The organism is Sphingobium sp. TomTYG65, assembly GCF_055395525.1.
Genome location: NZ_AP027330.1, coordinates 503,532 through 529,461, shown reverse-complemented (window position 1 = coordinate 529,461; position 25,930 = coordinate 503,532). Strand labels below are relative to the sequence as shown.

25 protein-coding genes are annotated in these 25,930 nt (G+C 63.2%); 16 read left to right on the top strand and 9 right to left on the bottom strand.

Features of this window, described 5'->3' with window-relative positions:
* Positions 1–27 precede the first annotated feature (27 nt).
* Genes ACZ5Y5_RS02675 through ACZ5Y5_RS02645 form a run of 7 tightly spaced genes read left to right on the top strand, consistent with a single transcriptional unit; the run spans position 28 to position 7,923 of the window.
* Complete coding sequence (locus ACZ5Y5_RS02675) at positions 28–1,518, top strand: ABC transporter substrate-binding protein (RefSeq protein WP_464810450.1); 1,491 nt, start codon at positions 28–30, stop codon at positions 1,516–1,518.
* Positions 1,503–2,498: an ABC transporter permease gene (locus tag ACZ5Y5_RS02670; RefSeq protein ID WP_464809665.1), complete on the top strand. Its 996-nt coding sequence runs from the start codon at positions 1,503–1,505 to the stop codon at positions 2,496–2,498. Before ACZ5Y5_RS02675 ends, ACZ5Y5_RS02670 begins: the two co-directional genes overlap by 16 nt.
* Complete coding sequence (locus ACZ5Y5_RS02665; RefSeq protein WP_464809664.1) at positions 2,495–3,316, top strand: ABC transporter permease; 822 nt, start codon at positions 2,495–2,497, stop codon at positions 3,314–3,316. Before ACZ5Y5_RS02670 ends, ACZ5Y5_RS02665 begins: the two co-directional genes overlap by 4 nt.
* Positions 3,313–5,130, top strand: coding sequence for an ABC transporter ATP-binding protein (locus ACZ5Y5_RS02660; RefSeq protein WP_464809663.1), 1,818 nt, complete (start codon positions 3,313–3,315; stop codon positions 5,128–5,130). Before ACZ5Y5_RS02665 ends, ACZ5Y5_RS02660 begins: the two co-directional genes overlap by 4 nt.
* Positions 5,127–5,435, top strand: a complete 309-nt coding sequence (locus ACZ5Y5_RS02655) for a (2Fe-2S)-binding protein (RefSeq protein WP_464809662.1) — start codon at positions 5,127–5,129, stop codon at positions 5,433–5,435. The genes ACZ5Y5_RS02660 and ACZ5Y5_RS02655 overlap by 4 nt, the downstream gene beginning before the upstream one ends.
* Positions 5,417–6,790: an FAD/NAD(P)-dependent oxidoreductase gene (locus ACZ5Y5_RS02650; RefSeq protein ID WP_464809661.1), complete on the top strand. Its 1,374-nt coding sequence runs from the start codon at positions 5,417–5,419 to the stop codon at positions 6,788–6,790. Before ACZ5Y5_RS02655 ends, ACZ5Y5_RS02650 begins: the two co-directional genes overlap by 19 nt.
* On the top strand, positions 6,787–7,923 hold the full coding sequence (locus tag ACZ5Y5_RS02645) for an NAD(P)/FAD-dependent oxidoreductase (protein ID WP_464809660.1): 1,137 nt from the start codon (positions 6,787–6,789) through the stop codon (positions 7,921–7,923). The genes ACZ5Y5_RS02650 and ACZ5Y5_RS02645 overlap by 4 nt, the downstream gene beginning before the upstream one ends.
* Positions 7,924–7,961: 38 nt before the next feature.
* On the opposite strand, the gene ACZ5Y5_RS02640 is transcribed toward ACZ5Y5_RS02645, so the two are convergent.
* Entirely contained in the window at positions 7,962–9,434 is a 1,473-nt protein-coding gene (locus ACZ5Y5_RS02640) for an aldehyde dehydrogenase family protein (protein WP_464809659.1), read from the bottom strand.
* Between the two features lie 201 nt (positions 9,435–9,635).
* Between ACZ5Y5_RS02640 and ACZ5Y5_RS02635 the strand changes: the two genes are divergently transcribed.
* The 6 genes from ACZ5Y5_RS02635 to ACZ5Y5_RS02610 all read left to right on the top strand — a co-directional run bounded on the left by ACZ5Y5_RS02635 (position 9,636) and on the right by ACZ5Y5_RS02610 (position 16,364).
* The gene (locus tag ACZ5Y5_RS02635; RefSeq protein ID WP_464809658.1) at positions 9,636–10,493 is read left to right on the top strand and encodes a GNAT family N-acetyltransferase; all 858 of its coding nucleotides are present in this window, start codon (positions 9,636–9,638) and stop codon (positions 10,491–10,493) included.
* The gene (locus tag ACZ5Y5_RS02630; protein ID WP_464809657.1) at positions 10,490–11,953 is read left to right on the top strand and encodes an NAD-dependent succinate-semialdehyde dehydrogenase; all 1,464 of its coding nucleotides are present in this window, start codon (positions 10,490–10,492) and stop codon (positions 11,951–11,953) included. The genes ACZ5Y5_RS02635 and ACZ5Y5_RS02630 overlap by 4 nt, the downstream gene beginning before the upstream one ends.
* Before the next feature lie 114 nt (positions 11,954–12,067).
* A complete protein-coding gene (locus ACZ5Y5_RS02625) occupies positions 12,068–13,138 on the top strand; it encodes a tartrate dehydrogenase (RefSeq protein WP_464809656.1) in 1,071 nt (356 codons plus the stop codon).
* Positions 13,139–13,321: 183 nt separating this feature from the next.
* Positions 13,322–14,707, top strand: a complete 1,386-nt coding sequence (locus ACZ5Y5_RS02620) for an aminotransferase class III-fold pyridoxal phosphate-dependent enzyme (protein WP_464809655.1) — start codon at positions 13,322–13,324, stop codon at positions 14,705–14,707.
* 20 nt (positions 14,708–14,727) lie between these two features.
* Entirely contained in the window at positions 14,728–15,222 is a 495-nt protein-coding gene (locus tag ACZ5Y5_RS02615; protein ID WP_066524286.1) for an Lrp/AsnC family transcriptional regulator, read from the top strand.
* A complete protein-coding gene (locus ACZ5Y5_RS02610) occupies positions 15,219–16,364 on the top strand; it encodes a M20 aminoacylase family protein (RefSeq protein ID WP_464809654.1) in 1,146 nt (381 codons plus the stop codon). The genes ACZ5Y5_RS02615 and ACZ5Y5_RS02610 overlap by 4 nt, the downstream gene beginning before the upstream one ends.
* Here the strand turns inward: ACZ5Y5_RS02610 and ACZ5Y5_RS02605 are convergent.
* The 6 genes from ACZ5Y5_RS02605 to ACZ5Y5_RS02580 all read right to left on the bottom strand — a co-directional run bounded on the left by ACZ5Y5_RS02605 (position 16,354) and on the right by ACZ5Y5_RS02580 (position 21,243).
* On the bottom strand, positions 16,354–17,073 hold the full coding sequence (locus ACZ5Y5_RS02605; protein ID WP_464809653.1) for a copper resistance protein B: 720 nt from the start codon (positions 17,071–17,073) through the stop codon (positions 16,354–16,356). The two genes, ACZ5Y5_RS02610 and ACZ5Y5_RS02605, sit on opposite strands and share 11 nt — an antisense overlap.
* Before the next feature lie 137 nt (positions 17,074–17,210).
* Positions 17,211–18,173 (bottom strand): copper resistance protein B, encoded by a 963-nt coding sequence (locus tag ACZ5Y5_RS02600; protein ID WP_464809652.1) that lies wholly within the window; start codon positions 18,171–18,173, stop codon positions 17,211–17,213.
* Complete coding sequence (locus tag ACZ5Y5_RS02595) at positions 18,170–19,924, bottom strand: copper resistance system multicopper oxidase (RefSeq protein WP_464809651.1); 1,755 nt, start codon at positions 19,922–19,924, stop codon at positions 18,170–18,172. The genes ACZ5Y5_RS02600 and ACZ5Y5_RS02595 overlap by 4 nt, the downstream gene beginning before the upstream one ends.
* Positions 19,925–19,954: 30 nt before the next feature.
* Positions 19,955–20,536 carry an RNA polymerase sigma factor gene (locus tag ACZ5Y5_RS02590; RefSeq protein WP_464809650.1) on the bottom strand — a complete coding sequence of 194 codons (582 nt, stop codon included), beginning with the start codon at positions 20,534–20,536 and terminating at the stop codon, positions 19,955–19,957.
* Positions 20,533–20,973: a periplasmic heavy metal sensor gene (locus ACZ5Y5_RS02585; protein WP_464809649.1), complete on the bottom strand. Its 441-nt coding sequence runs from the start codon at positions 20,971–20,973 to the stop codon at positions 20,533–20,535. Before ACZ5Y5_RS02585 ends, ACZ5Y5_RS02590 begins: the two co-directional genes overlap by 4 nt.
* 3 nt (positions 20,974–20,976) lie before the next feature.
* Complete coding sequence (locus ACZ5Y5_RS02580) at positions 20,977–21,243, bottom strand: hypothetical protein (RefSeq protein WP_464809648.1); 267 nt, start codon at positions 21,241–21,243, stop codon at positions 20,977–20,979.
* 139 nt (positions 21,244–21,382) lie between these two features.
* Between ACZ5Y5_RS02580 and copC the strand changes: the two genes are divergently transcribed.
* The gene (gene copC, locus ACZ5Y5_RS02575; RefSeq protein ID WP_464809647.1) at positions 21,383–21,760 is read left to right on the top strand and encodes a copper homeostasis periplasmic binding protein CopC; all 378 of its coding nucleotides are present in this window, start codon (positions 21,383–21,385) and stop codon (positions 21,758–21,760) included.
* A 3-nt stretch (positions 21,761–21,763) separates the two neighbouring features.
* Positions 21,764–22,666 carry a copper homeostasis membrane protein CopD gene (copD, locus tag ACZ5Y5_RS02570; RefSeq protein WP_464809646.1) on the top strand — a complete coding sequence of 301 codons (903 nt, stop codon included), beginning with the start codon at positions 21,764–21,766 and terminating at the stop codon, positions 22,664–22,666.
* On the opposite strand, the gene ACZ5Y5_RS02565 is transcribed toward copD, so the two are convergent.
* Complete coding sequence (locus tag ACZ5Y5_RS02565; protein ID WP_464809645.1) at positions 22,663–23,661, bottom strand: 2-hydroxyacid dehydrogenase; 999 nt, start codon at positions 23,659–23,661, stop codon at positions 22,663–22,665. The genes copD and ACZ5Y5_RS02565 overlap by 4 nt on opposite strands.
* Before the next feature lie 125 nt (positions 23,662–23,786).
* On the opposite strand from ACZ5Y5_RS02565, the gene ACZ5Y5_RS02560 reads away from it, so the two are divergent.
* Positions 23,787–24,257, top strand: coding sequence for an SH3 domain-containing protein (locus tag ACZ5Y5_RS02560; protein ID WP_464809644.1), 471 nt, complete (start codon positions 23,787–23,789; stop codon positions 24,255–24,257).
* 4 nt (positions 24,258–24,261) lie between these two features.
* On the opposite strand, the gene ACZ5Y5_RS02555 is transcribed toward ACZ5Y5_RS02560, so the two are convergent.
* A complete protein-coding gene (locus tag ACZ5Y5_RS02555) occupies positions 24,262–25,842 on the bottom strand; it encodes a peptide MFS transporter (RefSeq protein ID WP_464809643.1) in 1,581 nt (526 codons plus the stop codon).
* Positions 25,843–25,930: the final 88 nt, after the last annotated feature.

Below are 25,930 nucleotides of genomic sequence, written 5' to 3'. Positions count from 1 at the left end.
TTTTCGCGGCGAGAGCTGCTTGGCACGATGGGCGCGGGCTTGCTGCTGCCCGAAACGGCGCTCGCCGCGCCATCGAAGCCGCGGGTTGGCGGGCGCATTCGCGTCGCCAGCATGTCCAGCTCGACCGCGGACACGCTGGACCCGGCCAAGGGCGCGCTATCGACTGACTATGTCCGCCATTACATGTTCTATAACGGCCTGACGGAGTTGGACCGGCACCTGATCCCCCGACCCGCCCTTGCCGAGCGGATCGAGAGCACGGATCAGAAACTCTGGCATTTCCGCCTCCGCCGGGGCGTCACATTCCATGATGGCGCAACCCTTACATCGAAAGATGTCGTCTGGTCGTTGCTGCGGCACAAGGACCCCGCCACCGGCTCCAAGCTCGCGACCATCGCCGAACAATTTGCCGAGGTGAAGGCGAACGGCCCGCATGAGGTCACTATCCGCCTGACCGGTCCGAACGCCGACCTGCCCACCATCCTGGCCCAATCGCACTTCCTGATCCTGCGCGCCGGGCAGAAGGAGTTCCGCACCGCCAATGGCACCGGCCCCTATCGCTGCGCCCAGTTCCGGCCGGGCGTGCGTACGTTGGCGCGGCGGAACGCCAATTACTGGAAGCCAGGCAAGCCTTATCTGGAAGAGATCGAACTGATCGGCATCCCCGATGAGGTCAGCCGCGTGAACGCCCTGCTGTCCGGCGACGTCCACCTCATCAACGCCATCAATCCCCGATCCACCAAGCGTGTTGTCGCATCACGCGCCCATGGCCTCCTGGAAACCAAGTCGGGCCTCTACACCAACCTCATCATGCGACAGGACGGGCTGCCCACCGGCAACCCGCATTTCGTCGCCGCGATGAAATATCTGATCGACCGGCCCCTCATCAAAAGGGCGCTGTTCCGGGACTATGCGACGATCGGCAATGATCATCCGATTCCGCCTTTTCATCCCTATTACCGCAGCGACCTGCCGCAGACGCGGCTCGATCTGGACAAGGCGAAATGGCATCTTCAGCGGGCCGGACTCACCCATGTCCGCCTGCCCGTCTATGCCTCTCCAGCGGCCGAAGGGTCGGTCGATATGGCGTCTATCCTTCAGGAATATGGATCGCGCGTGGGCCTCAATCTGGCGGTCAACCGGGTGCCGGGCGATGGCTATTGGTCAACCCATTGGATGCGCCATCCCCTGAGCTTCGGCAACACCAACCCGCGGCCGACCGCCGACCTCATCTTCAGCCTTTTCTACAAATCCGACGCGGCCTGGAATGAATCCGGATGGAAGAATCCTCGCTTCGACAGACTGCTGATCGAAGCGCGCGGAGAATCCGATCAGGCGCGCCGCAAGCAGCTCTATGGAGAGATGCAGGGATTGGTGCGCAATCATTGCGGCGTCGGCATCCCAGTCTTCATCAGCCTGATCGACGGCCACGACCGGCGGCTGAAGGGGCTCTACCCCGTGCCATTGGGCGGCTTCATGGGCTATCAATTTGCCGAACATGTATGGTGGGAAGGCTGATGGCGGGCGGGTCCACATCATCCGGCGTCAAGGCGGCCCTTGCCCTCACCGCCAAGCGCTTCGCCTCCTCGCTGCTGACGCTGTTTCTGGTGTCGCTGGTGGTCTTCACCATCGCCCAGTTGCTGCCGGGCGACGCCGCCCAGGAAGCGCTCGGCCAGAGCGCCACGGCCGAACAGGTAGCGGCGCTACGCCATGAAATGGGGCTCGATCGTCCGGCCCATGAACGCTACGCCTCCTGGCTCAGCGGCATGGTCAGCGGCGATCCGGGACAATCGCTGGTCGCCAACATGCCGGTGTCCGAAGTCATCTCCAGCCGCCTGCCCAACAGCCTGCTGCTCGCCGCTCTGACGGCGCTGGTGGCGGTGCCGGTCGCTCTGTCCATCGGCATCGGCTCGGCGATGAACCGGGGCGGACGCCTCGACCGGGCACTCAATATCTCGACCCTGTCCATGGTCGCCGTGCCGGAATTTCTGGTGGCGACGCTCGCCGTGCTGATTTTCTCCGTGAAGCTGCGCTGGCTGCCGTCGATCGCACTGGTTTCGGACGATATGAGCTGGGGCGAGTATCTGCGCGGCGCAGCGATGCCGATCCTTTCCCTCAGCATCGTGGTCATCGCCCAGATGGCGCGAATGACCCGCGCCGCCGTCATCGATCAGATGGACCGGCCCTATGTCGAAATGGCGCTCCTGAAGGGCGTGCATCCGGTGCGCGTGGTGTTGAGGCACATCATGCCCAATGCCGTCGCGCCGATCGTCAACGCGATGGCCCTGAGCCTGTCCTACCTGCTGGGCGGCGCGATCATCGTCGAAACGATCTTCAACTATCCCGGCCTTGCCAGCCTGATGGTGAACGCCGTCACCAGCCGCGACATGCCGCTGCTGCAGGCGTGCGCGATGATCTTCTGCGCGGCCTACCTCATCCTCATGCTGATCGCGGACGTAACCGCCATTCTCGCCAATCCCAGGCTGCGCGCACAATGACCGCTTCCTCCCTCCGCTGGGTGAAGGCCCTTCCCCTATCGGCCAAGATCGGGCTGCTGTTCGTCCTCTTCTGGCTGGCCGTCGCGATCGTCGGGCCGATGCTGGCGCCTTACCCGGTCGGCGCTTTCGTCGCCTATGATGTGTTCGACGGCATGTCGGCGCAGCATTGGCTGGGCAGCGATTATCTTGGCCGCGATGTGCTGAGCCGTCTGCTGTCGGGCGCGCGCTATACGGTAGGCCTTGCCGCCGCCGCCGCGATGCTGGCGAGCGCGACCGGCACCGCCCTTGCGCTCACCGCGGCCGTTGGCGGCCCGAACGTGGATGAGCCGCTTTCCCGTTTCATGGATACGCTGATTTCGATCCCGTCCAAGATCCTGTCGCTGGTGCTGGTCGCCGCCTTTGGCTCTTCGCTGCCGCTGTTGCTGCTGATCGCCGCCATCACCTATGTGCCGGGCAATTACCGCATCGCTCGCGCCCTGGCCGTGAACCTGGCGCAGATGGATTATGTGCAGGTTGCACGCGCTCGAGGCGAAGGACGCATCCACCTCGCCATGCGCGAGATATTGCCCAACATGATCCATCCGCTGCTGGCCGATTTCGGCCTGCGCTTCGTGTTCATCGTGCTGCTGCTCTCGGGCCTTTCCTTCCTGGGCCTGGGCGTACAACCGCCAGATGCCGATCTCGGCTCTCTGGTGCGCGAAAATATCTCAGGCCTTGGCGAAGGCGCGCTGGCGATCCTGATGCCCGCCATCGCGATCGCGACGCTGACGGTAGGGGTTAACCTGCTGATCGACGGCCTCAAGGGGAAGCCCGCATGACCGATCATGTCGAAGTCAAAGGGCTGCGCGTCACCGCCCGCAATGCAGCGGGCGAGACTTTCCCGATCGTCAGCGACATAGACTTCGCGCTGAAGCGGGGCGAGGTGCTGGCGCTGATCGGGGAGTCCGGTTCGGGCAAGACCACCATCGCGCTTACCCTTCTCGGGCATGCCCGGCCGGGCGCGAAGATTGCGGATGGCTCCATCCGGGTCGGCGACTCCGAAATCCTGTCGCTCGATGCAAAGGGCCTGGCCGCTCTGCGCGGCAACCGCATCGCCTACATTGCGCAGTCGGCGGCGTCCGCCTTCAACCCGTCGCGCACGATCATGGATCAGGTGATCGAACCCGCGCTGATCCATAACCTCATGCCCCGGGCGGCCGCTGAAAAGAAGGCTGTCGACCTGTTCCGCGCGCTTGCCCTGCCCTTCGCGGACACCATTGGCTCGCGCTATCCGCATCAGCTGTCGGGCGGCCAGTTGCAACGGCTGATGGCGGCAATGGCGCTCATCACCGATCCTGAACTGGTGATCCTTGACGAGCCCACCACCGCGCTCGATGTCACCACCCAGATCGAAGTGCTGCGCGCCTTCAAGGCCGTGGTGCTGGAACGCGGCGCCACCGCCATTTATGTGTCGCACGACCTGGCCGTCGTCGCGCAGATGGCGGACCAGATCGTCGTCCTCAACCAAGGCCGCATCCGCGAAAAGGGTAGCGCCGACCAGATACTCCATCGCCCCGCCGACGATTATACCAAGACATTGATGGCGGCGGCGCGACCCGCCATCCGCCCCGCGCCCCGCCAGGCCGACCTGCCTTCCGCACCCTTGCTCGAAATCCGCGACATGACCGCAGGCTATGGCAAGATCGGAAAGGACGGACGGCCGCGCGTTCCGGTGCTGCGCAACATAGACCTGAAGATCGAACGCGGCGCGACCCTTGGCGTGATCGGCGAGTCCGGTTCGGGCAAGTCCACCATGGCGCGTGTGATCGCGGGACTTCTCCCTCCCGCGCAAGGTGAGGTTCTGCTTAATGGAGAGCCTCTGCCGCCCGGCCTCAAAGGCCGCAGCCGGGACCAGTTCCGGCGTATCCAACTGGTGTTCCAGAATGCCGATACCGCGCTCAACCCCGCGCACAGCGTCGGGCAGATCCTGTCGCGTCCGCTCGCCTTCTACCATGGGCTGAAGGGCAACGCCGCGCGCCTCAGGGTACTGGAACTGCTCGACCTCATCCGCCTGCCCGCGACGGTCATCGACCGGCGTTGCGGTGAGCTTTCGGGCGGCCAGAAGCAACGCATCAACCTTGCCCGCGCCCTGGCAGCCGATCCGGAACTCATCCTCTGCGACGAAGTCACCTCTGCCCTCGACACCGTCGTAGGCGCGGCCATCCTCGATCTGATGGCGGAGCTGCGCAAGGAATTGGGCGTGGCTTACATGTTCATCAGCCACGACATATCGACCGTGCGCGCGATCTGTGACGACATCCTCGTCCTCTATTCGGGCACCATGGTGGAAAAGGGAAAGCGAGAGGGTTTTCGCTCCGCGCCCTTCCATCCCTATACCGATCTACTCATCAGTTCGGTTCCGGAAATGCGCGCGGGCTGGCTGGAAGAAAGCGGTGCCGGTCGCACGCTGCCGCTGATCGGCGCACCGGCTGACGAGCCCGATCTCTGCCGCTTCCTGCCCCGCTGCCCCGCGCGGATCGATGGCCTGTGCAATGTCACGCCGCCGCCGCGCCACAGCCTTTCAAAGGGCAACAGCATCCTGTGCCATCATGGAGAAGAAAGTTTGACGCAAGTTCAGGGGGTGGCGGCGTGAAGGGGCGCTTCGTCCGACTGGGCGAGACTGACCGCCCTCGCATCGTCCTGCATGTTGATGGCCATCCGGTGACCGCGCTGGAAGGCGACACGCTGATGGTCGCGTTGCTCAGCACGGGCGGCACGCTGCGCCAGTCGGAATTTGGCGATGGCCGCCGGGCGGGCTTTTGCCTGATGGGCGCATGTCAGGATTGCTGGGTCTGGACCGAAGGCGGCGACCGCCTGCGCGCCTGCTCTACCCTCGCGGCTGCGGGTCAGCGCGTCCTCACCAGCCAGCCGGAGGCGACATGGCCGAACCTCGCATAATCATCGTCGGCGCGGGGCCATCGGGCGTGCGCGCGGCGGAAGCCGTCGTGAAAGCGGGCCTGCGTCCCATCGTCATCGATGAGGCGCGCCGCGCGGGCGGGCAAATCTACCGCCGCCAACCCGACAATTTCACCCGTCCCTATAAAAAGCTCTACGGCACCGAGGCCGCGCGGGCCAAGGCGCTGCACGAAAGTTTTGACGCGTTGCAGGGGCAGATCGACTATTTGCCCGAAACGCTCGTCTGGAACGTCGCAGACCAGCATGTCTGGACCGCCAGTGGGAACGCTCAGCAAACCCTCCCTTACGACGCGCTGATCCTCTGCACCGGAGCGACCGATCGGCTGATGCCGGTCAAGGGGTGGAATCTGGCGGGCACATACAGCCTGGGCGGCGCGCAGGTGGCGCTCAAGTCGCAGGCAGTCTCGATCGGCCGCGAGGTCGTCTTCATGGGCTCCGGCCCACTACTCTACCTCGTCGCCTCCCAATATGTGCAGGCAGGCGCAAAGGTTGCCGCCGTACTCGACACCTCTGCATCAGGCGCGCGCGTCAGGGCGCTCCCGGATTTGCTGGCTCTACCGTCCGTGTTGTGGAACGGCGTCCAACTCACCCGCGCGCTGGCGAAGGCAGGCGTCCCGGTTCATCACCAGATCACTCCCGTCGAAGTCGTGGGCGCGGCGGACAGCGGCGTTACCGCCGTCCGCTACCGCACCGCTTCGGGCGCGGAAAAGATGATCGCCTGCGACGCCGTGGCGGTCGGCTACCACCTCCGCCCAGAAACCCAGCTCGCCGACCTTGCTCGCTGCGCATTCGTCTTCGACCCAGCCACGCATCATTGGCTACCGCAGCGCGACGAGGACGGCCGCGCCAGTGTGAAGGGCGTTTACCTCGCAGGGGACGGCGCGAAAATCCTCGGCGCTCGCTCGGCCGAGGCGAGCGGAAAACTCGCCGCGCTCGCCGCGCTTTCCGATCTCGGCCTGGCTGCAAGCGGCGGTGAAATGGCCGCGTTGCGCCGCGAGGTAGCGACATACGCCAAATTCGCGCGCGGCCTCGCCAAGGCATTCCCCTGGCCCGCCAATCAGGCCGCAGCCCTGCCCGACGAAGCCATCGTCTGCCGCTGCGAAGCCGTCAGCGCTGGCGACCTACGTTCCGTCATGCGCGAAACCGGCGCGGTGGAAGCCAACCGCGCCAAGGCCTTCAGCCGCGTCGGCATGGGCCGCTGTCAGGGCCGCTATTGCGGGCTCGCCGCGGCGGAACTCATCGCCGCTGAGGCCAGAATACCAGTCGAGCAAGTCGGTCGCCTGCGGGGGCAAGCGCCGGTCAAGCCCCTCCCCATCGCCATCGGAGAAGAAGAATGAGCGCCGCGAGCGACGTCATCATCGTAGGCGGCGGCATAATGGGAAGTTCCGCAGCGCTGTTCCTGCGCGGCCATGGCCTGTCCGTCACGCTGCTCGAAACCGACCTCATCGGGCGGCAGGCAAGCGGCACCAATTTCGGCAATGTCCGTCGCCAAGGGCGCGCGCTGCACCAGCTTCCCCTCGCCAACCGCGCGCTCGCCATCTGGCGCAAGTCGCGGGAACTGCTCGGCGCGGATGTCGAATATCTCCAGTCCGGCCACATCCGCGTCTGCTATCGCGAGCGGCCTGAACTGGTCGGCGCGATGGAGGATTATGCCGACAAGGCGCGGCATGAGGGGCTGGACCTTGAACTGCTCTCCGGCAATGCGCTGCGGGCCAAATTCCCCTTCTTCGGGGCCGATGTGCTGGCGGGCTCCTATTCCGCCATGGACGGCCACGCCAACCCGCGCCTCGCCGCTCCCGCCTTCGCCCGCGCCGCCCAGCGCATGGGTGCGACGGTGCATGAGAATACCAAGATTGTGGACGCGCAGAAGGTCGGCGAGGATTTCCGTGTCACCGCCGAAGATGGCCGCACCTTCCGCGCCCCGATCCTGCTGATCACTGCCGGCGCCTGGGGCAATGCGCTGTCGTCACAGTTTGGCGAGCCGGTGCCCATCGTCCCCAAAGGGCCTAATATGAGCGTCACGGAGCCGGTCCCCTATGCGATCCATCCCGCAGTCGGCGTCATGACGCCGGTGGAGGAGGAAACCGTCTATTTCCGCCAGGTCGCACGCGGCAATATCGTGCTGGGCGGTTCGACACGCGGGCCATCCTATCCGGACCAGTATCGCGCCTATGTTCTGCCCCAGAACACGCTGAGCCAGCTCAAGCAGATCCGCCGCCTCGCGCCCGCCCTGGGCAAGCTCAACATCATCCGCGTCTGGTCCGGGATCGAGGGCTATCTGCCCGACAGCCAGCCCGTCATGGGACCAAGCGCTACCACCAGCGGCCTCTATTACGCCTTCGGCTTTTCGGGCGCGGGGTTCCAGATCGGCCCCGGCGTGGGCGAAACAATGGCGGAAGTCATAGCCAAGGGGGCGACGGATATTCCGATGGAGCCGTATGAGATTGGACGGTTTGCGGCGGTTGACTAACCCCCTCCGTTCGCTTCGAGCGAACGGAGGTTAGGCATTTAGAACTCAATTAAAGCCGTCTTGGTCTTGAGGTTCGCCACATAGGCTTCCCGCCCCAGATCCTTCCCGATCCCCGACTGCTTATAACCGCCCGTCGGCAGGATGAAATCATTGCTCCGTCCATAGCGGTTCACCCACACCGTCCCCGCCTCCAGCGACCGCGTAGCCCTCAAGGCTCGCGCCACATCGCCGGTATGTACCCCAGCCGCCAGCCCATAATCACTGTCATTGGCGAGCGCATAAGCCTCTTCCTCGTCGGCGAAGGTCTGGACCGTCAGCACCGGCCCGAAAATCTCGGCCTGGACGACCTCGCTCTTCTGATCGACATTCCGCAGCAGCGTCGGCGCGAAATAGCTCCCCTCCTGTGGAGAAGTCGCCCGTCCCCCGCCCGCCAGCGCCTCCGCGCCCCCGGCGATGGCGCGCTTCACGATGCCATCCATTCGATTCAGTTGGCCCTCCGATATGATCGGCCCCAGCGTCGTATCCGTCCGCCAGGTCGGCCCCGCCTTATGCGCGGCGAACGCCGCCAGTATCTGGTCGATCACCTGATCGGCGACCTTATCCTGCACCAGCAGCCGTGATCCCGCGACGCACACCTGCCCGGCATTGAGCGTGATCGCACGCGCGACCAGAGCAGCAGCCTTGTCCAGCCCAGCATCGGCAAAGACGATCTGCGGGCTCTTCCCCCCCAGCTCCAGCGTCACCGGCTTGGGGCCCGTCTCGGCGCAAGCAGCCATGATCGCAGCACCCGTGCGGGTGGACCCGGTAAAGGTTACCTTCGCTACCTCCGGCCGCCGCACCAGCGGATCGCCAACAGAGCGCCCGTCACCCTGCACGATGTTGAACACGCCCGCAGGCAGTCCCGCCTCGATCGCCAGCTCCGCCAGCCGCACAATGCTGAACGGCGTCATTTCAGAAGGCTTCAGCACCACCGAATTGCCAGCAGCAATGGCAGGCGCGATCTTCCACGCCGCCATCACCAGCGGCAAATTCCAGGGCGCGATCGCCGCCACCACGCCATAGGGCTCGGCGACGGTCAGCCCCAGCTTGTCCGGCGTCGTCGCCGCCACCTCGCCGCCGATCTTGTCCGCCCATTCGGCGAAGAAGCGAACCGTCTCGGCGGTATAGCTCAAATCCCAACCGTTGATCTCGCCAATGGTCCGCGTCGATCCCAGCGCTTCTAACGGCGCAAGCGTCTCCGCATCCGCATCGATCAGGTCGGCCCAGCGCCGCATCACCTTCATCCGCCCGCGCGGGTCGGTCTGCGCCCAGCCGCTCTTCTTGTAGGCCGCCTGCGCATTCTCCACCGCTTGCGCCAACTGCCCCGCATCAGCGCAATCCAGTTCCGCCTGCACCCGCCCGTCCGACGGGCGGCGCACGGTGATGCCATCACCGCGGCCCTGAACCCGGCGTCCGGCGATGAAGTTATTGGCGCTCTCCACGCTGATCAGATCGGGGTTGAAACCCTCCACGGCATAATCTCCTGCTACGCGTCTGCCCGCTAAAATAGGGGAGCGCTGCGGCATTTGCGGTGCTTGCGCAGGAAAGCCGACGCGATAATCTTCCAAAAAAAATGTGAAGGCAGCAGCCAATGCTTGTCGGCGCGGCCTAATGTCCGGTTCATTGATTCATGAACCAAAGGCGGTTTCCCGATCCGCCAAGGAGCAAGACGCATGGCGACAGGCATAGAGGCGATGGTGGACCTGCGGCGTATGACCGCCGAGGATTTGGCCGCTGCTCACGACCTTTCCCACGAACAGAAATGGCCGCACCGCATCGAGGATTGGGAGATGATGTTCTCCCTTGGCTCGGGCTATGTGGCTGAGCGGGACGGCGAAATCGTCGGCACCGCCATGAGCTGGCTCTATGGCGAAGACGCTGCGACGCTCGGCATGGTCATCGTCTCGCCCAAGGCGCAGGGCATGGGCATCGGCCGCCGCCTGATGGATGCTGTGCTGGACGATCTGAGTGGCCGCACGGTCATGCTGAACGCCACGGATGAAGGCTTGCCGCTCTATCGCAAGATGGGCTTTGAACCGATGGGCTCCATCTTTCAGCATCAGGGCGCGGCCTTCGCCGTCCCCATGGCGGAACTCATCCCTGACGAACGCGTCCGTCCGCTGGGACACAAGGATATGGACGTTCTGCGCACCCTCGCCCGCCGCGCCACCGGCATGGACCGCGACAAGCTGCTCGAAGCGCTGGTGCCGGGCGCGCAGGGCGTGGTGCTGACGCGCAGCAATGAACCGGTAGGCTTCGCGCTGTTCCGCCGCTTCGGCCGGGGCTATGTCGTCGGCCCCACCATTGCGCCCGACACAGGCGGCGCGAAGGCGCTGATTTCGCACTGGCTCGGCTCCAACAGCGGCATGTTCTGCCGCCTCGATGTGCCGGAAGAAAGCGGCCTTTCCGGCTGGCTGGACGAACTCGGCCTACCCTGCGTTGGCCGCGTGATGCGCATGACGCGTGGTCAGCACCCGAAGGCGGACCCCGACCTCAAGATCTTCTCTCTTACGACGCAGGCCCTCGGATGACCCTTTCCCTCAACAATCCCGCGCTGCTGATCGAAAAAGCCTTCATCGGCGGCGAATGGACCGGCGCGCGTTCCGGCGCGACCCTGCCGGTCGACAATCCCGCGACCGGCGCGATCATCGGCACCGTTCCCGATTGCGGAGAGGCTGAAACGCAGGCCGCCATCGCCGCCGCGGAGGCCGCCTACCCGGCTTGGCGCGCCCGCACTGCCGCAGATCGCGCCGCGTTGCTCGAACGCTGGCATGCGCTGGTGCTGGTCAATATCGCAGACCTCGCCCGCATTATGACGGCGGAACAGGGAAAGCCGCTCGCCGAGTCCGAAGGCGAAATCCGCTACGCCGCGACCTTCATCAAATGGTTCGCGGAAGAGGCCCGCCGCGTCGACGGCGCCATCATCCCCGCGCCGGAAGCCAATCGCCGCATCCTCGTCATGAAGGAGCCGGTGGGCGTCTCGGCCGCCATCACCCCCTGGAACTTCCCGGCGGCGATGATCACGCGCAAATGCGCCCCTGCGCTCGCGGCCGGATGCCCGGTCGTGGTGAAGCCGTCTGAACTCACGCCCTATTCCGCCCTCGCCCTCGCCAAGCTGGCGGAAGAGGCTGGCTTCCCCGCAGGCGTGTTCAGCGTCGTCACCGGCAATGCCACCGCGATCGGCGGCGTCATGACGTCCAGTCCGGTCGTGCGCAAATTGTCCTTCACCGGCTCCACCCGCGTCGGCGCGCTGCTGATGCGTCAGTCAGCCGACACGATAAAGCGCCTCAGCCTTGAACTCGGCGGCAACGCCCCGCTCATCGTGTTCGACGATGCCGATCTCGATCTCGCCGTCGCCAGCGCCATGGCCAGCAAATTCCGCAATGCGGGACAGACCTGCGTCTGCGCCAACCGCATATTGGTGCAGGACGGCATCCACGACGCCTTCGCCGAAAAGCTCGCCCAGGCCGTCTCCGCGCTCAAGGTCGCGCCGGGCGACCAGCCGGGCAGCACCATCGGCCCGCTCATCAACAGCGCCGCCGTGGACAAGGTGAAGGCGCATGTCGAAGACGCGCTGGCCCATGGCGCGAAAATCTTCGCCCAGGCCCCCGAAGGCGCGACCGGTGAACGCTTCGCAACGCCCGTCATCCTGACCGGCGCGACCCGCGACATGCGTCTGGCTGACGAGGAAACTTTCGGACCCGTCGCGCCCCTCTTCCGCTTTACCCATGAAGAGGAAGGGATCGAGATCGCCAACGGCACCAGCTACGGGCTTGCCAGCTATTTCTACACCGAAAATCTCCACCGCGCCTTCCGTGTGGCGGAACGGCTGGAAGCAGGCATGGTCGCGCTCAACACCGGCGGCATCTCGATGGAGATGGCTCCGTTCGGCGGAGTCAAAATGTCTGGCCTGGGCCGCGAGGGCGCGCATCTGGGGATCGAGGAATATCTGGAGACGAAGACCTTCCATGTTGGAGGTCTGAAGCTCTAACGCCCCCTTTCCGTCACCACCCCCTCAACCGTTCGGGCTGAGCCTGTCGAAGCCCCTTACTTCAGTTCCCGACAACAAATGCGCTTCGACCTGCTCAGCGCGAACGGAGGTTTTATGGGCCGCAACTACAGCATCTCCGTCATTCCCGGCGACGGCATCGGCAAGGAAGTCATGCCCGAGGGCATCCGCATCCTCGAGCGTGCCGCGAGCCTCTATGGCTTCACCATCGAACAGAAATGGCACGATTTCGCCTGCTGCGACTATTACGCGAAGCATGGCCAGATGATGCCGGACGATTGGAAGGCGCAGATCGGCAATCCGGATGCGATCTTCTTCGGCGCGGTCGGTTGGCCCGATACGGTGCCCGACCATATCTCGCTCTGGGGCTCGCTGCTCCAGTTCCGTCGCGAATATGATCAATATGTGAACCTGCGCCCCGTCCGCCTGATGCCCGGCGTCCCCTGTCCGCTTGCAGGGCGGGAGCCAGGTGACATCGATTTCTGGGTCGTGCGCGAAAATACCGAGGGCGAATATAGCGCAGTCGGCGGCAAGATGTTTCCCGGCACGCCGCGTGAAGTCGTGATCCAGGAAACAGTGATGACCCGCCACGGCACCGACCGTGTGCTGCGCTACGCCTTCGAACTCGCCGCCACGCGGGACCGCAAGCATGTCACCTCGGCCACCAAGTCCAACGGCATCGCCATCACCATGCCTTGGTGGGACGAGCGGGTGGAGGAGATGGCGAAAAACTATCCCACCGTTACCCACGACAAATATCATATCGATATTTTGACCGCGCAGTTCGTGCTGAACCCGGACCGTTTCGACGTGGTCGTTGCGTCCAACCTCTTCGGCGACATCCTCTCCGACCTCGGCCCCGCGTGCACCGGTACGATCGGCGTCGCTCCGTCGGGCAACATCAACCCGGACCGCACAGCGCCGTCCCTGTTCGAACCGGTCCACGGTTCCGCTCCTGACATTGCCGGGAAAGGCATCGCCAACCCGGTCGGCCAGATTTGGTCCGCCGCGATGATGTTGGAGCATCTGGGCGAACCGGAAGCGGCCGCCGCCATCATGCAGGCGGTGGAGAAGGTCCTCGCCGAACCCGCACTGCGCACAGGCGATCTAAAGGGCAAGGCCAGCACCGTGGAATGCGGCAAGGCGATCGCGGAGGCATTGGGCTAACCACTCCAGCCGTCCCCCGGGCTTGACCCGGGGGGACGAATACGAGCATTTCATCCCACAGCACAAAATGCCGCGCCCCTTCCTCAAAAAGCCGCGCCCCTCTAATAGTCCCCCTGAAATCAGCGCATCCGCCCACAACAGCGAGCTAGTCTGACCTCCACAGTCAACACCGCGAGTTTCCTGATGACGCTGCAATCGAACCGGTCCCTGCTCGATATCGACCGCGACCATCTGATCCATCCCGTCACCTCCTTCCGCGCCCATGAAGCACGTGGCGCAACCCTGCTGCAAAGCGGCAAGGGCATGTGGCTGACGGACATGGACGGCAATCAGCTGCTCGATGCTTTCGCGGGCCTGTGGTGCGTCAATGTCGGCTATGGCCAGGACAGCATCGTCGAAGCCGCGGCCGAGCAGATGCGTCAGCTTCCCTACGCAACCGGCTATTTCCATTTCGGATGCGAAACAACAGTGCGGTTGGCCCAGAAGCTCGTCGAACTCAGCCCCGAAGGGCTCGACCATGTCTATTTCACCCTCGGCGGCTCAGACGCCGTAGACTCCGCAATTCGCTACATTATTCATTATTTCAATGCCATCGGCCGCCCTTCCAAGAAGCAGTTCATCGCTCTCGACCGCGGTTATCACGGCTCCAGCACCACCGGCGCGGGCCTGACCGCCCTGTCGAATTTCCACCGCCTCTTCGACCTGCCCCATGCCTGGCAGCATCATATTCCGTCGCCCTATCCCTATCGCAGCGACCTGACGGACGACGCAGCGATCATCGCTCGCTCTGTCCAGCAGTTGAAAGACAAGGTCGCGGAACTGGGCGCGGAGAATGTCGCCGCCTTCTTCTGCGAACCGATCCAGGGTTCCGGCGGCGTCATCGTGCCGCCCAAGGGCTGGCTCAAGGCGCTGCGCGACACTTGCACGGAACTCGACATCCTCTTCGTCGCCGATGAAGTCATCACCGGCTTCGGCCGTACCGGCCCCCTCTTCGCCTGCGAGGAAGAGGGCGTTACGCCCGACCTCATGACCCTAGCCAAGGGGCTGACCGCCGGCTACGTTCCGATGGGCGCCCTGCTCATGTCGGACAAGGTCTACCAGGGCATTGCAGAGGGAGCCGCGCCTGAACTCGCGATCGGCCACGGCTTCACCTATTCCGGCCACCCCGTCAGCGCCGCAGTCGGCCTGGAAGTGTTGCGCCTCTATACCGAGGGCGGAATCCTCGCGAACGGACAAAGTGTGGGCAAGCGCTTTGCCGCCGGCCTTGAAGCGATCGCCGATCATCCGCTGGTAGGCGATACACGCGGCCGCGGACTTCTCGGCGCAATCGAGCTTGTGGCGGACAAGGGCAGCAAGGCGCCGCTTGATACGAACCTCAAAATCCCCGACCGCCTTTTCGCCCAAGGCTATAAGAACGGCGTCATCTTCCGCTCCTTCCCGGACAACATCATTGGCCTTGCTCCTGCGCTTTGCGCGTCGGATCAGGAGATGGACGAGATCTTCGCACGCATCCGGAAAACGCTCGACGATCTGCTGGAAGAAGCGGATATTCGCGCGGCGGTGGGATAAGAAACAGGGGGAGCAAGCGCATGTTGGGTGGCCCAAGACTGGATCGGATCGACCTCAAGATCCTGACGCAGCTTCAGCAATCTGGCCGCATCACCAATGTCGAACTCGCCGACGCGGTGGGCCTTTCGCCGAGCCCTTGCCTCACCCGTGTGAAGCGGCTGGAAAAGGCGGGCTACATCACGGGCTACGGCGCCCACATCAACCTGCACAAGCTGGGGGAATTCCTGACCGTCTTCACCGAAGTCACCTTGACTGAGCATCGGGCGGGCGACTTCTCCCGCTTTGAGACGCGCATCCGTAAGCTGGACGAGATCGTCGAATGCCATCTGGTCAGCGGCGGCTACGACTATCTGCTGAAGTTCGTGACCCGCGGCGTCGCTCATTATCAGTCGATCATCGAAGGCATGCTGGAAAGCGATTATGGCATCGAAAAATATTTCAGCTATGTCGTGATCAAATCGCCCTTCATCAAACATCATTATCCGATCCAGCATCTCTTCGGCGAACAGAAATGATCGATGACCTGCTCGAACCCCTGATCGCTTTCCGCCGCGATATTCACGCGCATCCGGAACTAGGCTTTTGCGAGCATCGAACGGCAGGCCGCATCGCGGAACAGCTGCGGGCGCTGGGTCTGGAAGTGCATGAGGGGATCGGCGGCACCGGCATCGTCGCGGTATTGAAAAACGGCACCTCCACGCGCAGCATCGGCCTGCGCGCGGATATGGACGCGCTGCCGATCCATGAGCAGACCAACCTGCCTTACGCCAGCAAGACGGAAGGCACATTCCACGGTTGCGGTCATGATGGCCATGTCGCGATGCTGCTGGGCGCGGCGCAGCACCTCGCCCGCAGCCGCAACTTCGACGGCACCGTCCACTTCTTCTTTCAACCAGCCGAAGAGGGTTTAGGCGGCGCGCGGGAGATGGTGAAAGAGGGGCTGTTCGAACGCTTCCCATGCGACCGTGTCTTCGGCCTGCACAATTGGCCGGACTTGCCGGCAGGCACTATCGCCACGCGTCCCGGCCCCATCATGGGCGCGGCCGACAAGTTCGAAATCACGCTGGAAGGGCGCGGCGGCCATGCGGCCATCCCTCAGGACACGCCCGACGCCATTCTCGCCGCCGCCAGCTTGGTCACGCAGCTCAACAGCATCGTCGCCCGCCGCATCCCGCCAACCGCTTCAGCCGTGCTGTCGATCACCCAGATCCACGGCGGCCATACGCATAACGTCATCCCGGCCGAGGTGAAAGTCAGCGGCACCGTCCGCACGTTCGACCCGGCGGTACAGGATGCGATCGAAGACGCGATCCGCAACATCGCCACAGGCGTGGGACTTGCTAATGATGTGACGATGGCGGTTGACTATCAGCGCTACTATCCTGCCACCATCAACGACGCGGAGGCCGCGCAGGAGGCGCTGGACGCCGCCGCGACAATAGGCATTGCCCAACTCGCGCCCGAACCTGCCTTCACTTCGGAAGATTTCGCGTTCATGCTGCACGCGTGCAAGGGAGCCTACATCTGGCTAGGCCAGGCCAAAACTGAAGGCTCCGTACCCCTCCACAATCCGCATTACGACTTCAATGATGAAGTCCTCGGCCTTGGCATTCGCCTGCATGTTGCGCTCGCCGAACGGCATCTCGCTAAAGGCTGAAGCCCACGCCCGCCACCGCGATTGTCGATTTCAGTGTTTCGCCCTGAGCGCGAGCGATATTGCGGCTGCCGCCTAACAGCCGCTCATGCGCCAAGCCGACGAACGCGTTGACATTGTCGTTAAGCCGGAAGCGCAGCCGCACGGACATCTCTGTCTCAGTAAAGCCCGAACCAATCCCATTTTCCTCGTCTCGCTGCGCCGACCAGCCGATCGCTGCGCGAGGTTCGACATAGACTTTTTCAGTAATAGGCAGCTGGTAGATGATTTGGGCGTCACCAGTCAGACGGCCGTCATCAGAAAGAAAGGCGTAGCCTTCCCAACTGAAGCGGGACCCTACCGAGCCTTGCGCGCCGACCATCGCATAGCTGTCATGCGGATGCGGCTGGAATTCATGCCGCACCCCTGCCAGCAGCACGATATTGTCACTGATCGATCGGCCATACAGCAGTCTCGCCTGGACGTCGTCGACCCGCTTGCCGACCGCCCCACCGCCTTCGACCATCAACATTATCTGGTCCGTGCTGTCCCCATAGGAAAAGCTGCCGTCCCACTGGATGGCCTCGTCACCTTTGCCTGCGCGCAATTCGATGAAGTCGAAGCCTCCGCTAAGGACGGCTTTGTCTTCCTCCTCAGCTTCCTGCGCCAGCGCGGGCTCGGCCGCGGCAAGAGCGCAAATGCCAAGAAGTGGACGGAGGAAGGCGTAGCGCACGATCTACCCTGATCAGTTTCTTGTTTGTCGAGGGTCAGATTACGCCCGATCGGCGGTGCATAAGCGCGAAGCGTGCGCGCCGCACCGCCAATCATAACAAGTTGTCACAAAGCTGCAGCAGATCATGCTGACGGCTCTTAGAACCAGAAGCGCACGCCCATGACAAAGCTGGTAGCCGATGCACCCTCTCCCTCAGCACGTGCGAAGCGCGCGCTGTCCCCCAGCTTGCGTTCCCAATTCAAGCCCACATAGGGCGCGAATTCGCGGGCGAATTCATACCGTAGCCGCAATCCCAGCTCCATATCCGACAGGCCCGATCCAATGCCGAGTTCGGGCACGTCCTGGGCAGCTATGTTCAAGTCGGCGGCTGGCTGCAGGATCAGGCGCTGCGTGATGCGCTGATCATAGCTTGCCTCCAGCCGCAGATGCGCGTCGCCCTTATTGGATAGAAAAGCCTGCGCGCTGACTTCGAACCAATAGGGGGCAAGCCCTTCGATACCGACAACCGCGTAGGTCCGGTCGGGATCAGGCCGGAAATCATGCCGAATGCCCGCTTCCAGATTGAACCAAGGGTCGATCGCGCGGTTATAGAGCGCCTGAACCTCCGCGCTCTCCACGCGCCCGTCGATTTCGCCCTCGCCTTCCGTCTTGAAAGCGAAGCGATTGATGTCGCCGCCGATCCAACCTTCGCCTTCCCAATGGTAGCCGTCCGCGCCCTTGCCTAGGCGATATTCCAACCGGTCCAGCATGACCTGCGAGAAGGTCATGCCGCCGCTTTCCTTGAGCATAGCAGCGCGCGCCCGAGCCATTTCGGCCGGATTGTAGAAGGCTTCGGCGGCATGATCGGCCGGGACAGGCGGAGCGTTGCCCTTGGGAATGGAATCGTCCGGGGCGGGCATGGCATGGCCCGCATGGGGATTTTCTGCAGTGGGCGCTTCTGGCTCCGCAGCTTGATGGGCGGAGTGATCCTGGTTTTCATTTGGCGGCCTGGACGGTTCCATAGCCCCATGATTCATATGGCTGTGGTCCATTTCCTGCGCCAGCGCAGGAACGGAAGTGGACGCCAGCAGCAGGGCAGCGACGGACAATAGCATCTTCATGCCGCCTCTCCCTCATGCCGCACGGTAACGACGCGCATCATCCCGCTGTGCATGTGCATCAGCATATGACAATGGAACGCCCAATCCCCCAGCGCATCAGCGGTGAGGTCGAAACTAACCTTGCCTCCCGGCAGCACATTCACTGTATGCTTGAGCGGATCATACTTACCCGCGCCGGTCACCAGTTGGAAGAAATGACCGTGCAGGTGAATCGGATGCGGCATCATCGTGTCATTGATCAGGTTCACTCGCACCCGCTCCATATGGCGGAAAGCGATTGGCTCAGCCCCGTCCGACAGCTTCACGCCATCGAAGGACCACATATAGCGCTCCATGTTCGCGGTCAGGTGAATGTCCAAGGTGCGGCTAGGCGTGCGGGTGTCCTTGAATGGCTCCAATGACTTGAGATCGGCATAGGTCAGCACCCTATGCTCGACATCCTCCAGCCCTGTGGGCCGATCCGCCGTCCGGTCCGCCGGCATGGGCGAGAGGGTAGCGACCCCCGGCCCCATCTTTACCTGCGGCGCGACAGATGGATCGAGCATCTTCATGGAATGTCCCGCCATGCTCTCGTTGGCGGGCTGGCTGAGATCGATCACGCCGCCCTGGCCCATGTCCATGCCCGACATGTCCATTCCCATATCCTTCATGCCGAGCAACGGCCGTTTCCGCAGCGCAGGCACTTCTGCCACCATCCCAATGCGCGGAGCCAAAGTCGCGCGGACGAGGCCCGACCGGTCAATGGCTTCGGCGATCAGGCCATAGGGTTTCGCCTCTGCTGGCTGGACCACCACATCATAAGTCTCCGCAATGCAAATCTGGAATTCGTCGGTTTCAACCGGTTGAACATGCTGGCCGTCGCATTGCACCACCGTCATCGGCAGACCGGGCAGTCGGACGTTGAAATTGGTCATGGCCGACGCATTAATGATGCGCAGGCGCACCCGCTCACCGGGCGTGAAAAGCCCCGTCCAATTCTCCGCCGTGCCATGGCCATTGACCAGGAAGCTGTAGGTGGAGCCGGTGACGTCCGAGATGTCAGTCGGGTCCATCCGCATCGCGCCCCATTCGAGCCGCTCCTTCGCGCTCTGGTCCTTGCCCGCCAGCAACCCGGCCAATGTCTGGCGCTGCATGTTGAAATAGCCGCCGGACTGCTTGAGCCGCTTCAACAGCACATGCGGATGTATCGGGCTCCAATCGGAAAGGACGATCACATGTTCTCGATCACTCTGCACCGGATCAGGACCAGCCGGGTCGATCACGATCGGCCCATAATGGCCGACCGCCTCCTGCATCCCCGAATGGCTGTGATACCAGTAGGTGCCAGACTGGCGGATCGGAAATTCATAGGTGAAGGTCTCGCCGGGGCGGATACCGGGGAAGCTCACCCCCGGCACTCCATCCATCTGGAACGGAACGATCAGACCATGCCAGTGGATCGATGTATCTTCCTTCAACTGATTAGTGACGGACAGACGGACATTCTGTCCTTCCTTCAACCGGATGAGCGGCGCAGGCAATGTACCGTTGATCATCACAGCATGGGCCGAACGCCCGCCGGTTGAAAAATGGCCTTCTCCCACAGTCAATGCAATCTGCTCACCGCTGAGCACACCGGGGGCGGGCGCAAGTCCGGCCGTGCCGCTCTGGGCCCACGCAGGAAAGATACGAGTCAGCGCCAATGCGCCTCCGAGGCCGCCCAGACCACGGATCAGGTTCCGGCGATCGACTTCAACTTGGGAAAAGGGCATGGAATGCTCTGCAACAGGAATGGTTGTCCCTTATACGCGCGCGACGCCCGCATCCCTCAACTGTTCGGCCAATTTGTTGCGCGCGCGGTAAAGGCGTGTTTCGATCGCCTTCTCGCTTACGCCTAGCGTCTGGGCCGCTTCGGCCTGGCTCATCCCCTCAATGGTGCGCAGCAACAGCACATCCTTGAGACTGGGGGGCAAGGCAGCAATCGCCATATGGATCTGCGCCAGTTCAGCGCGCGATTGCGCCTCATCTTCTGGCGTCAATGCGTCATCAGCAACGGCTACGGCTTCCTCGATCGGGCGCGCAAAGGTGAAGAAGCGCCGCACCGCCCGTCGCCGCGCCCAATCGTGGCATTTGTTGATCGCGATCCGGGATATCCACAGCCTGAAAGGCCGCGACGTGTCGTAGCGCGCAAGCGCAGCGAAAGCGGAAATGAATGTTTCCTGCGTGATGTCCAGTGCGTCTGTCGCGTCACCCACATGCCCACGCGCCAGCCGGAACACGCCGTCCCGATGACGCCGCATCAGCTCCCCATAAGCGCTCTGCTGCCCGGCGAGCGCCAGCGCAGCCAGCTCGGCATCGCTGCTCTGGGTGAGCGGCAGGTTCACCGCACCGGTTCGGTCAGAACCTTGACCACCGCGGCGTCAAACTGCGCCGCCTGATCGGGCCGCAGCACCGCTCGCATGGCGAAGATATGCTTCAGCGTCTCCTTCTGCAGCATCCCCATCACATGGTGAGAGCGATCGACTGCCTCGCTGACCTTGGGTCCATAGCCATGTTCGGCGGCTATGGCTTGAGCAAGCCGGGCGTTGTCGGCGCGCATCTCCGCCTCCATAGCCGCGCGCCGCTTGGCGAAGTCTGCCTCCAGCGCATGGATGCGCTGCTCCTGACTTTCATCCAGCTTCAGCCTTGTGTGGATGAGGGAATGGACTTCGCTTTCCACCCGAGGTCCCGGGGCCATCCAGACCCGCGCCACCAGCACCGCCGCCAAAGCCGCCGCGAATGCGACCAGCGCCACCAGCCCATATCGTCCCGCCCCCTTCATTGCTTACTGCCCCAGCAGCCGGGAAGGTGCGTAGTCGGACATGCCGATCACCATGGGCTGCGATGCTGCCTGCGCCGGGCTTCCCGGCACCAAGCTACCTATCCAGCCGATGCCGATCGCAACGATTCCCGCGAGAGCCAGGCTACGTCGCGCAACAGCACGCTCGCCGCGATGGGCCACGCCCACCATGACTGCTTCGTCCATCGCCGCCAGGCGCGGATCGGTCGGCATGGCGCGAAGCTGCCCCAGTAGTTGATCAAGGTCGCTCATCACTCACACTCCTATGCACGCCCAGGATACGCGCGGCCCAGCCTGATCCCTCATGCAAAAATTTATGCGTGTCCGTCGAGGGGTGTCAAAATTGGATGCGTAATATCCCTGACCACAATGCTTGTTGGAGATGAGTTCCATGCGTCGCATCCTGTTCACCGCCGCCCTTGCGCTTGCCGCCCTGCCGTCCGTCGCGATCGCGCATCCCAAGCTGCTTTCCTCCAACCCCGCTGCCAACGCCACTGTCACGAAGCCGACCAAGCTGACGCTGACTTTCTCCGAAAAGCTGCTCGCGCCCTTGAGCGGTATCGATCTGACGATGACGGGGATGCCGGGCATGACGGATCATGCGCCTATGCCGATCAAGGGCTTCAAGACTGCTGTCGAGGGGGACGGCAAGACTATGGTGGTTACCCTGCCTCGCGCGCTCCCGGCAGGTAGCTATGAGCTCAACTGGCACATCGTCGGAGCCGATCAGCACAAGATCGCGGGCAAATATAGCTTCTCGGTGAAGTAAGCCGTGTCTATCGACGGGCTCCTCGTCGCTACCCGTTTCGGCCTTTACGCCGATCTAGCGGCCCTCGCGGGGCTTCCCCTTTTCTGGTGGAGTATGCGCGTCGGCCGCAGCACGGGAGCCCGCGGCATACTGGCTCTGCTCGCCTTGAGCGGCCTCATCTTGTCAGCGCTTTGGCTGCTTGCGAGCGCCGCAGCAATGACGGGAGGCTCCGCTTTAGTTCCTGACTGGAGCGTCGTGGACATTCTGCTGCGCGAAACCATGATCGGGCCGCTCCTGGCCATACGTGCGCTCGCCTTGCTCCTTATTATCCTGCTCCTCTTCGTGCCGGGGCGAGCAGAAAGACCGGCCGCCATCGCCCTGCTCGCAATGATCGCAGCGGCCACTCTTGCCTGGTCGGGTCACGCAGGAGCGACGGAGGGCATGGCTGGGACCATCCACAGGGCGGCAGACGTGCTGCACATCGTCGCTGCGTCTGCTTGGTTCGGAGCGCTGCTTTCGCTCCTTGGCCGAGTACTCCGCACCACATTGGACGCGCGAGAAGCGGAACAAACGGCGCGCATGCTCCACCGCTTTTCCCTGTTCGGCACGTTGTTCGTGATCGCCCTTATCGTGAGTGGCGTAATCAACAGCGTGATGATCGTCGGGTTCGCCAACTTGCCGGTCCTGCTGCACAGCAGCTATGGCTGGCTGCTGCTGACCAAGCTCGCGCTGTTCGGTGGCATGCTGATCCTTGCCGCAGCCAACCGCTGGCGCCTGACACCAACTCTCATGCGCGCCACCGGTGCGAACGAGCTGTCATCGGCCGGCGCTCACCTGCGTCTGTCGCTGGCTTTCGAAACCATGATGGCGCTGGGCATCTTGGCGTTGGTCGCAGCGCTCGGCACGCTTGATCCGCTCGCTACCTAAATCCAGCCCTCCAGCACCTGGTTGGGAGGGCGGTGTCCATCTACCCAGCTACGGATATTGGCGATCACTCGCGCACCCGTTGCATCCCGCCCTTCAAAGGTCGCCGATCCCATATGGGGTAGAAGCACGACATTCGATAGTGCGAGCAGCCGAGGATCGACGGCAGGCTCATGCGTGTAAACGTCGAGCCCTGCTCCCGCAATGCGACCCTCGGCCAGCGCGGCGATCAGTGCAGGCTCATCCGTGATTTCGGCGCGGGAGGTGTTGATGAGATAGGCATCCGACCGCATGAGTCCGATCCTGCGCGCGTCGATCATGGCTCGGCTGTCGGCATTAAGCGGGCAATTGATCGATACGATATCGCTTTCACCCAGCAGGGAGTCGAGGTCGGGGTGCCAGGCCGCCGCCAGTTCCTGCTCCACTTCAAAAGGCAAACGATGACGGTTATGGTAAGCGATCGAAAGGCCGAACGCGGCGGCGCGCTTCGCCACTGCCCGGCCGATCCGGCCCATGCCGATAATGCCCAGCTTCTTCCCGCCGATGCGATGACCCAGCATGCCCGAAGGGCTCCATCCAGGCCATGCGCCCGACCGCACCAGCTTTTCCCCCTCCGCCAACCGCCGGGGCACCGACAGGATCAGCGCCATCGTCATGTCGGCCGTGTCTTCGGTCAGCACGCCCGGGGTGTTGGTGACCATTATCTCCTTCCGCCGCGCCGCGCCGAGATCGATATGGTCAACGCCGCTGCCGAAGCTCGCGATAAGTTGCAACCGCTCCGGCGCCGCTTCGATTAGTGCAGCATCGATCTGGTCGGTGACAGAGGGCACCAGCACATCGCACTGCGCCATGGCGCGGGTCAGCGCCGTGCGGTCCATCGGCACATCGCCAACATTGAAAACCGTGTCGAACAGTTCGGCCATTCGCGCCTCCACATTCGGGGGCAGGCGGCGTGTCACGATGACGCGCGGCTTGGCGGGACGCGGTTTCTTGGCCATGCTTGGCCGCTATTCCTGGTGGCAGCGATGGTCAAGCACCTTGTATGGCACCAAAGACAATGGTTGTCGGCCGCGTCGGGCGAACGCTATAAAGGCGTCCGCACATGAAGGGGAAAAGATCAGGCATGAAGGGCTATTTGCCGCGCGCGACCATCGTCGCCGCCGTGCTATGCATTGCAAGCGGCGCGTCCGCCTCGCCCGCCAAATCCGTCCCCTACTGGGCTTCGCTCAGCCAGGACGAAGCACGCATGCGCGTCGGCCCCAGCCTCGATTACCCTTCCAGCTGGGTCTATCGCCGCCGCGACCTGCCGGTGAAGGTCGTGCAGGTGCTTGGCCTCTGGCGCAAGGTGGAGGATCCCAGCGGCACCCAGGGTTGGATGCATGTCCGTCTGCTGAGCGACACGCCAACGGCCATAGTCACGGCATCGGTCGCCCCGATGCGGCAATCGAAGAGCGACAACGCACGCACCGTCTTTAGAGCAGAAAAAGGCGTGGTCGGCCGCTTATCCTCCTGCAGCGACGGCTGGTGCGGCTTCGATGTCAGCGGGCAACGCGGCTTCATCCGTGTCACCGACATATGGGGCGCAACATCCTGATCGTTTAGCTGCGCTCTGTGGCATTGCGATCGGTGATGGCGAAGCTGTCGCTCTGAGCTGCCGCATCGGCACCCTCCGCGCCGCTAAATTGATCCGCGTGCATCAACCTCTTCACCAGCGGCGCGATCGCCATGACCACTATGCCGATCCCGATCGACCACCAGCCGATCTGGTTATAGACGGAAAGCACGCCTTCCCGCGAAGCTGCACCTGCCTCGCCACCTGTAGCCGCTGCGATCATTCCCGCAGCATATTCGCCGAGCGCCATCGCCAGAAACCAGATGCCCATCATCAGGCCGATCATCCGCGAAGGCGCGAGCTTCGACATGGCAGACAGCCCCACAGGCGACAGGCAAAGCTCGCCAAGTGTATGGCAAAGATAAAGAAGGAAAATGAACAGCACTGGGGTGAGCGTGCCTGGCGCACCTGTCCCCGCCACAAGGACCAGGAAGCCGGCGCCCACCAGCGTCAGCGCCAGCCCGAACTTGGCAGGCGTCGAAGGCTCCCACCCCCTCTTCGCAAGTGCGATCCACAAGGCTGCGATCACTGGGCCGAAGATCAGAATATAGGCCGCGTTGACCGATTGGAACATCGATGCCGGTACATCGAAGCCGAGGATATGCCTGTCAGCATAGCGATCGGTGAAAAGGCTGAGCGACGATCCCGTCTGCTCATACAGTCCCCAGAAAATCGGATTGACGACCAGCAGGAACAGCGCCGCCAGCATGCGATCCCGCCCGATGCGCTCCATCCGTCCAAATGCTTCCCAAAGTATGTAGAGGACCATGAATATGCTCGCGCCCGCCAGCATCCATCCTACTACAGCGTGCTGCTGGATCAGCACCCAGCATAGCAGGATGGTAAAAAGGCTGGAGAGATAGACCAGCCATTCACGGCTGATGAGCCCGCCAACCCGCTCCGCCAATCGTAGCGGATCAGGCGGCTCGCCCCCGCCTTGCAACAGTGGCTTGCATAGCACGAAGCCAATGACTCCGGCGATCATCCCGACCGACGCCGCGCCGAAGCCCCAATGCCACCCCCAGCGCTGCCCGAGATAGCCGCAGATCACCGGGCCGATTGTGGCGCCGACATTGATGCCCATGTAGAAGATTGTGTAGGCGGGGTCACGCCGCATGTCGTCTCGCGGATAAAGCTGGCCCACCAGCGCCGACACACTGGCCTTCAAAAATCCAGTACCGATGATCACCGTTGCGAGGCCCAGCCAGAACAGGCCAAGACCCATGCTGTTGGCAGACCCGTCCGCTTCAAGACCCAGAATGATATGGCCGATGGCGATGACAATTCCGCCGAACAGCACCGCCTTGCGCTGCCCGAGATACCGGTCCGCCAGATAGCCACCCATCAGCGGCGAAATGTAGATCAGCGACATATAAGCGCCATAGGAATGCGCCGCGTCCCGATCGGAAAAAAGGAAATGCTGCGTCAGATAGAAGATCAGCAGCGCGCGCATGCCGTAAAAGGAAAAGCGCTCCCACATCTCCACAAAAAACAGCAGGAACAATCCCCGCGGATGGCCGAGCCAGGTCTTGCCCGAATGAGCTGCGTTCGTAGGTGAGGTCGCCATCCCTATCCTGTCCGGCCAAATGTTTAGAGCAAGGTAGAGCGGAAATCATCGGACTGTCAAAGAAGCGAGGCCCTTGCGCCCCGCGCGC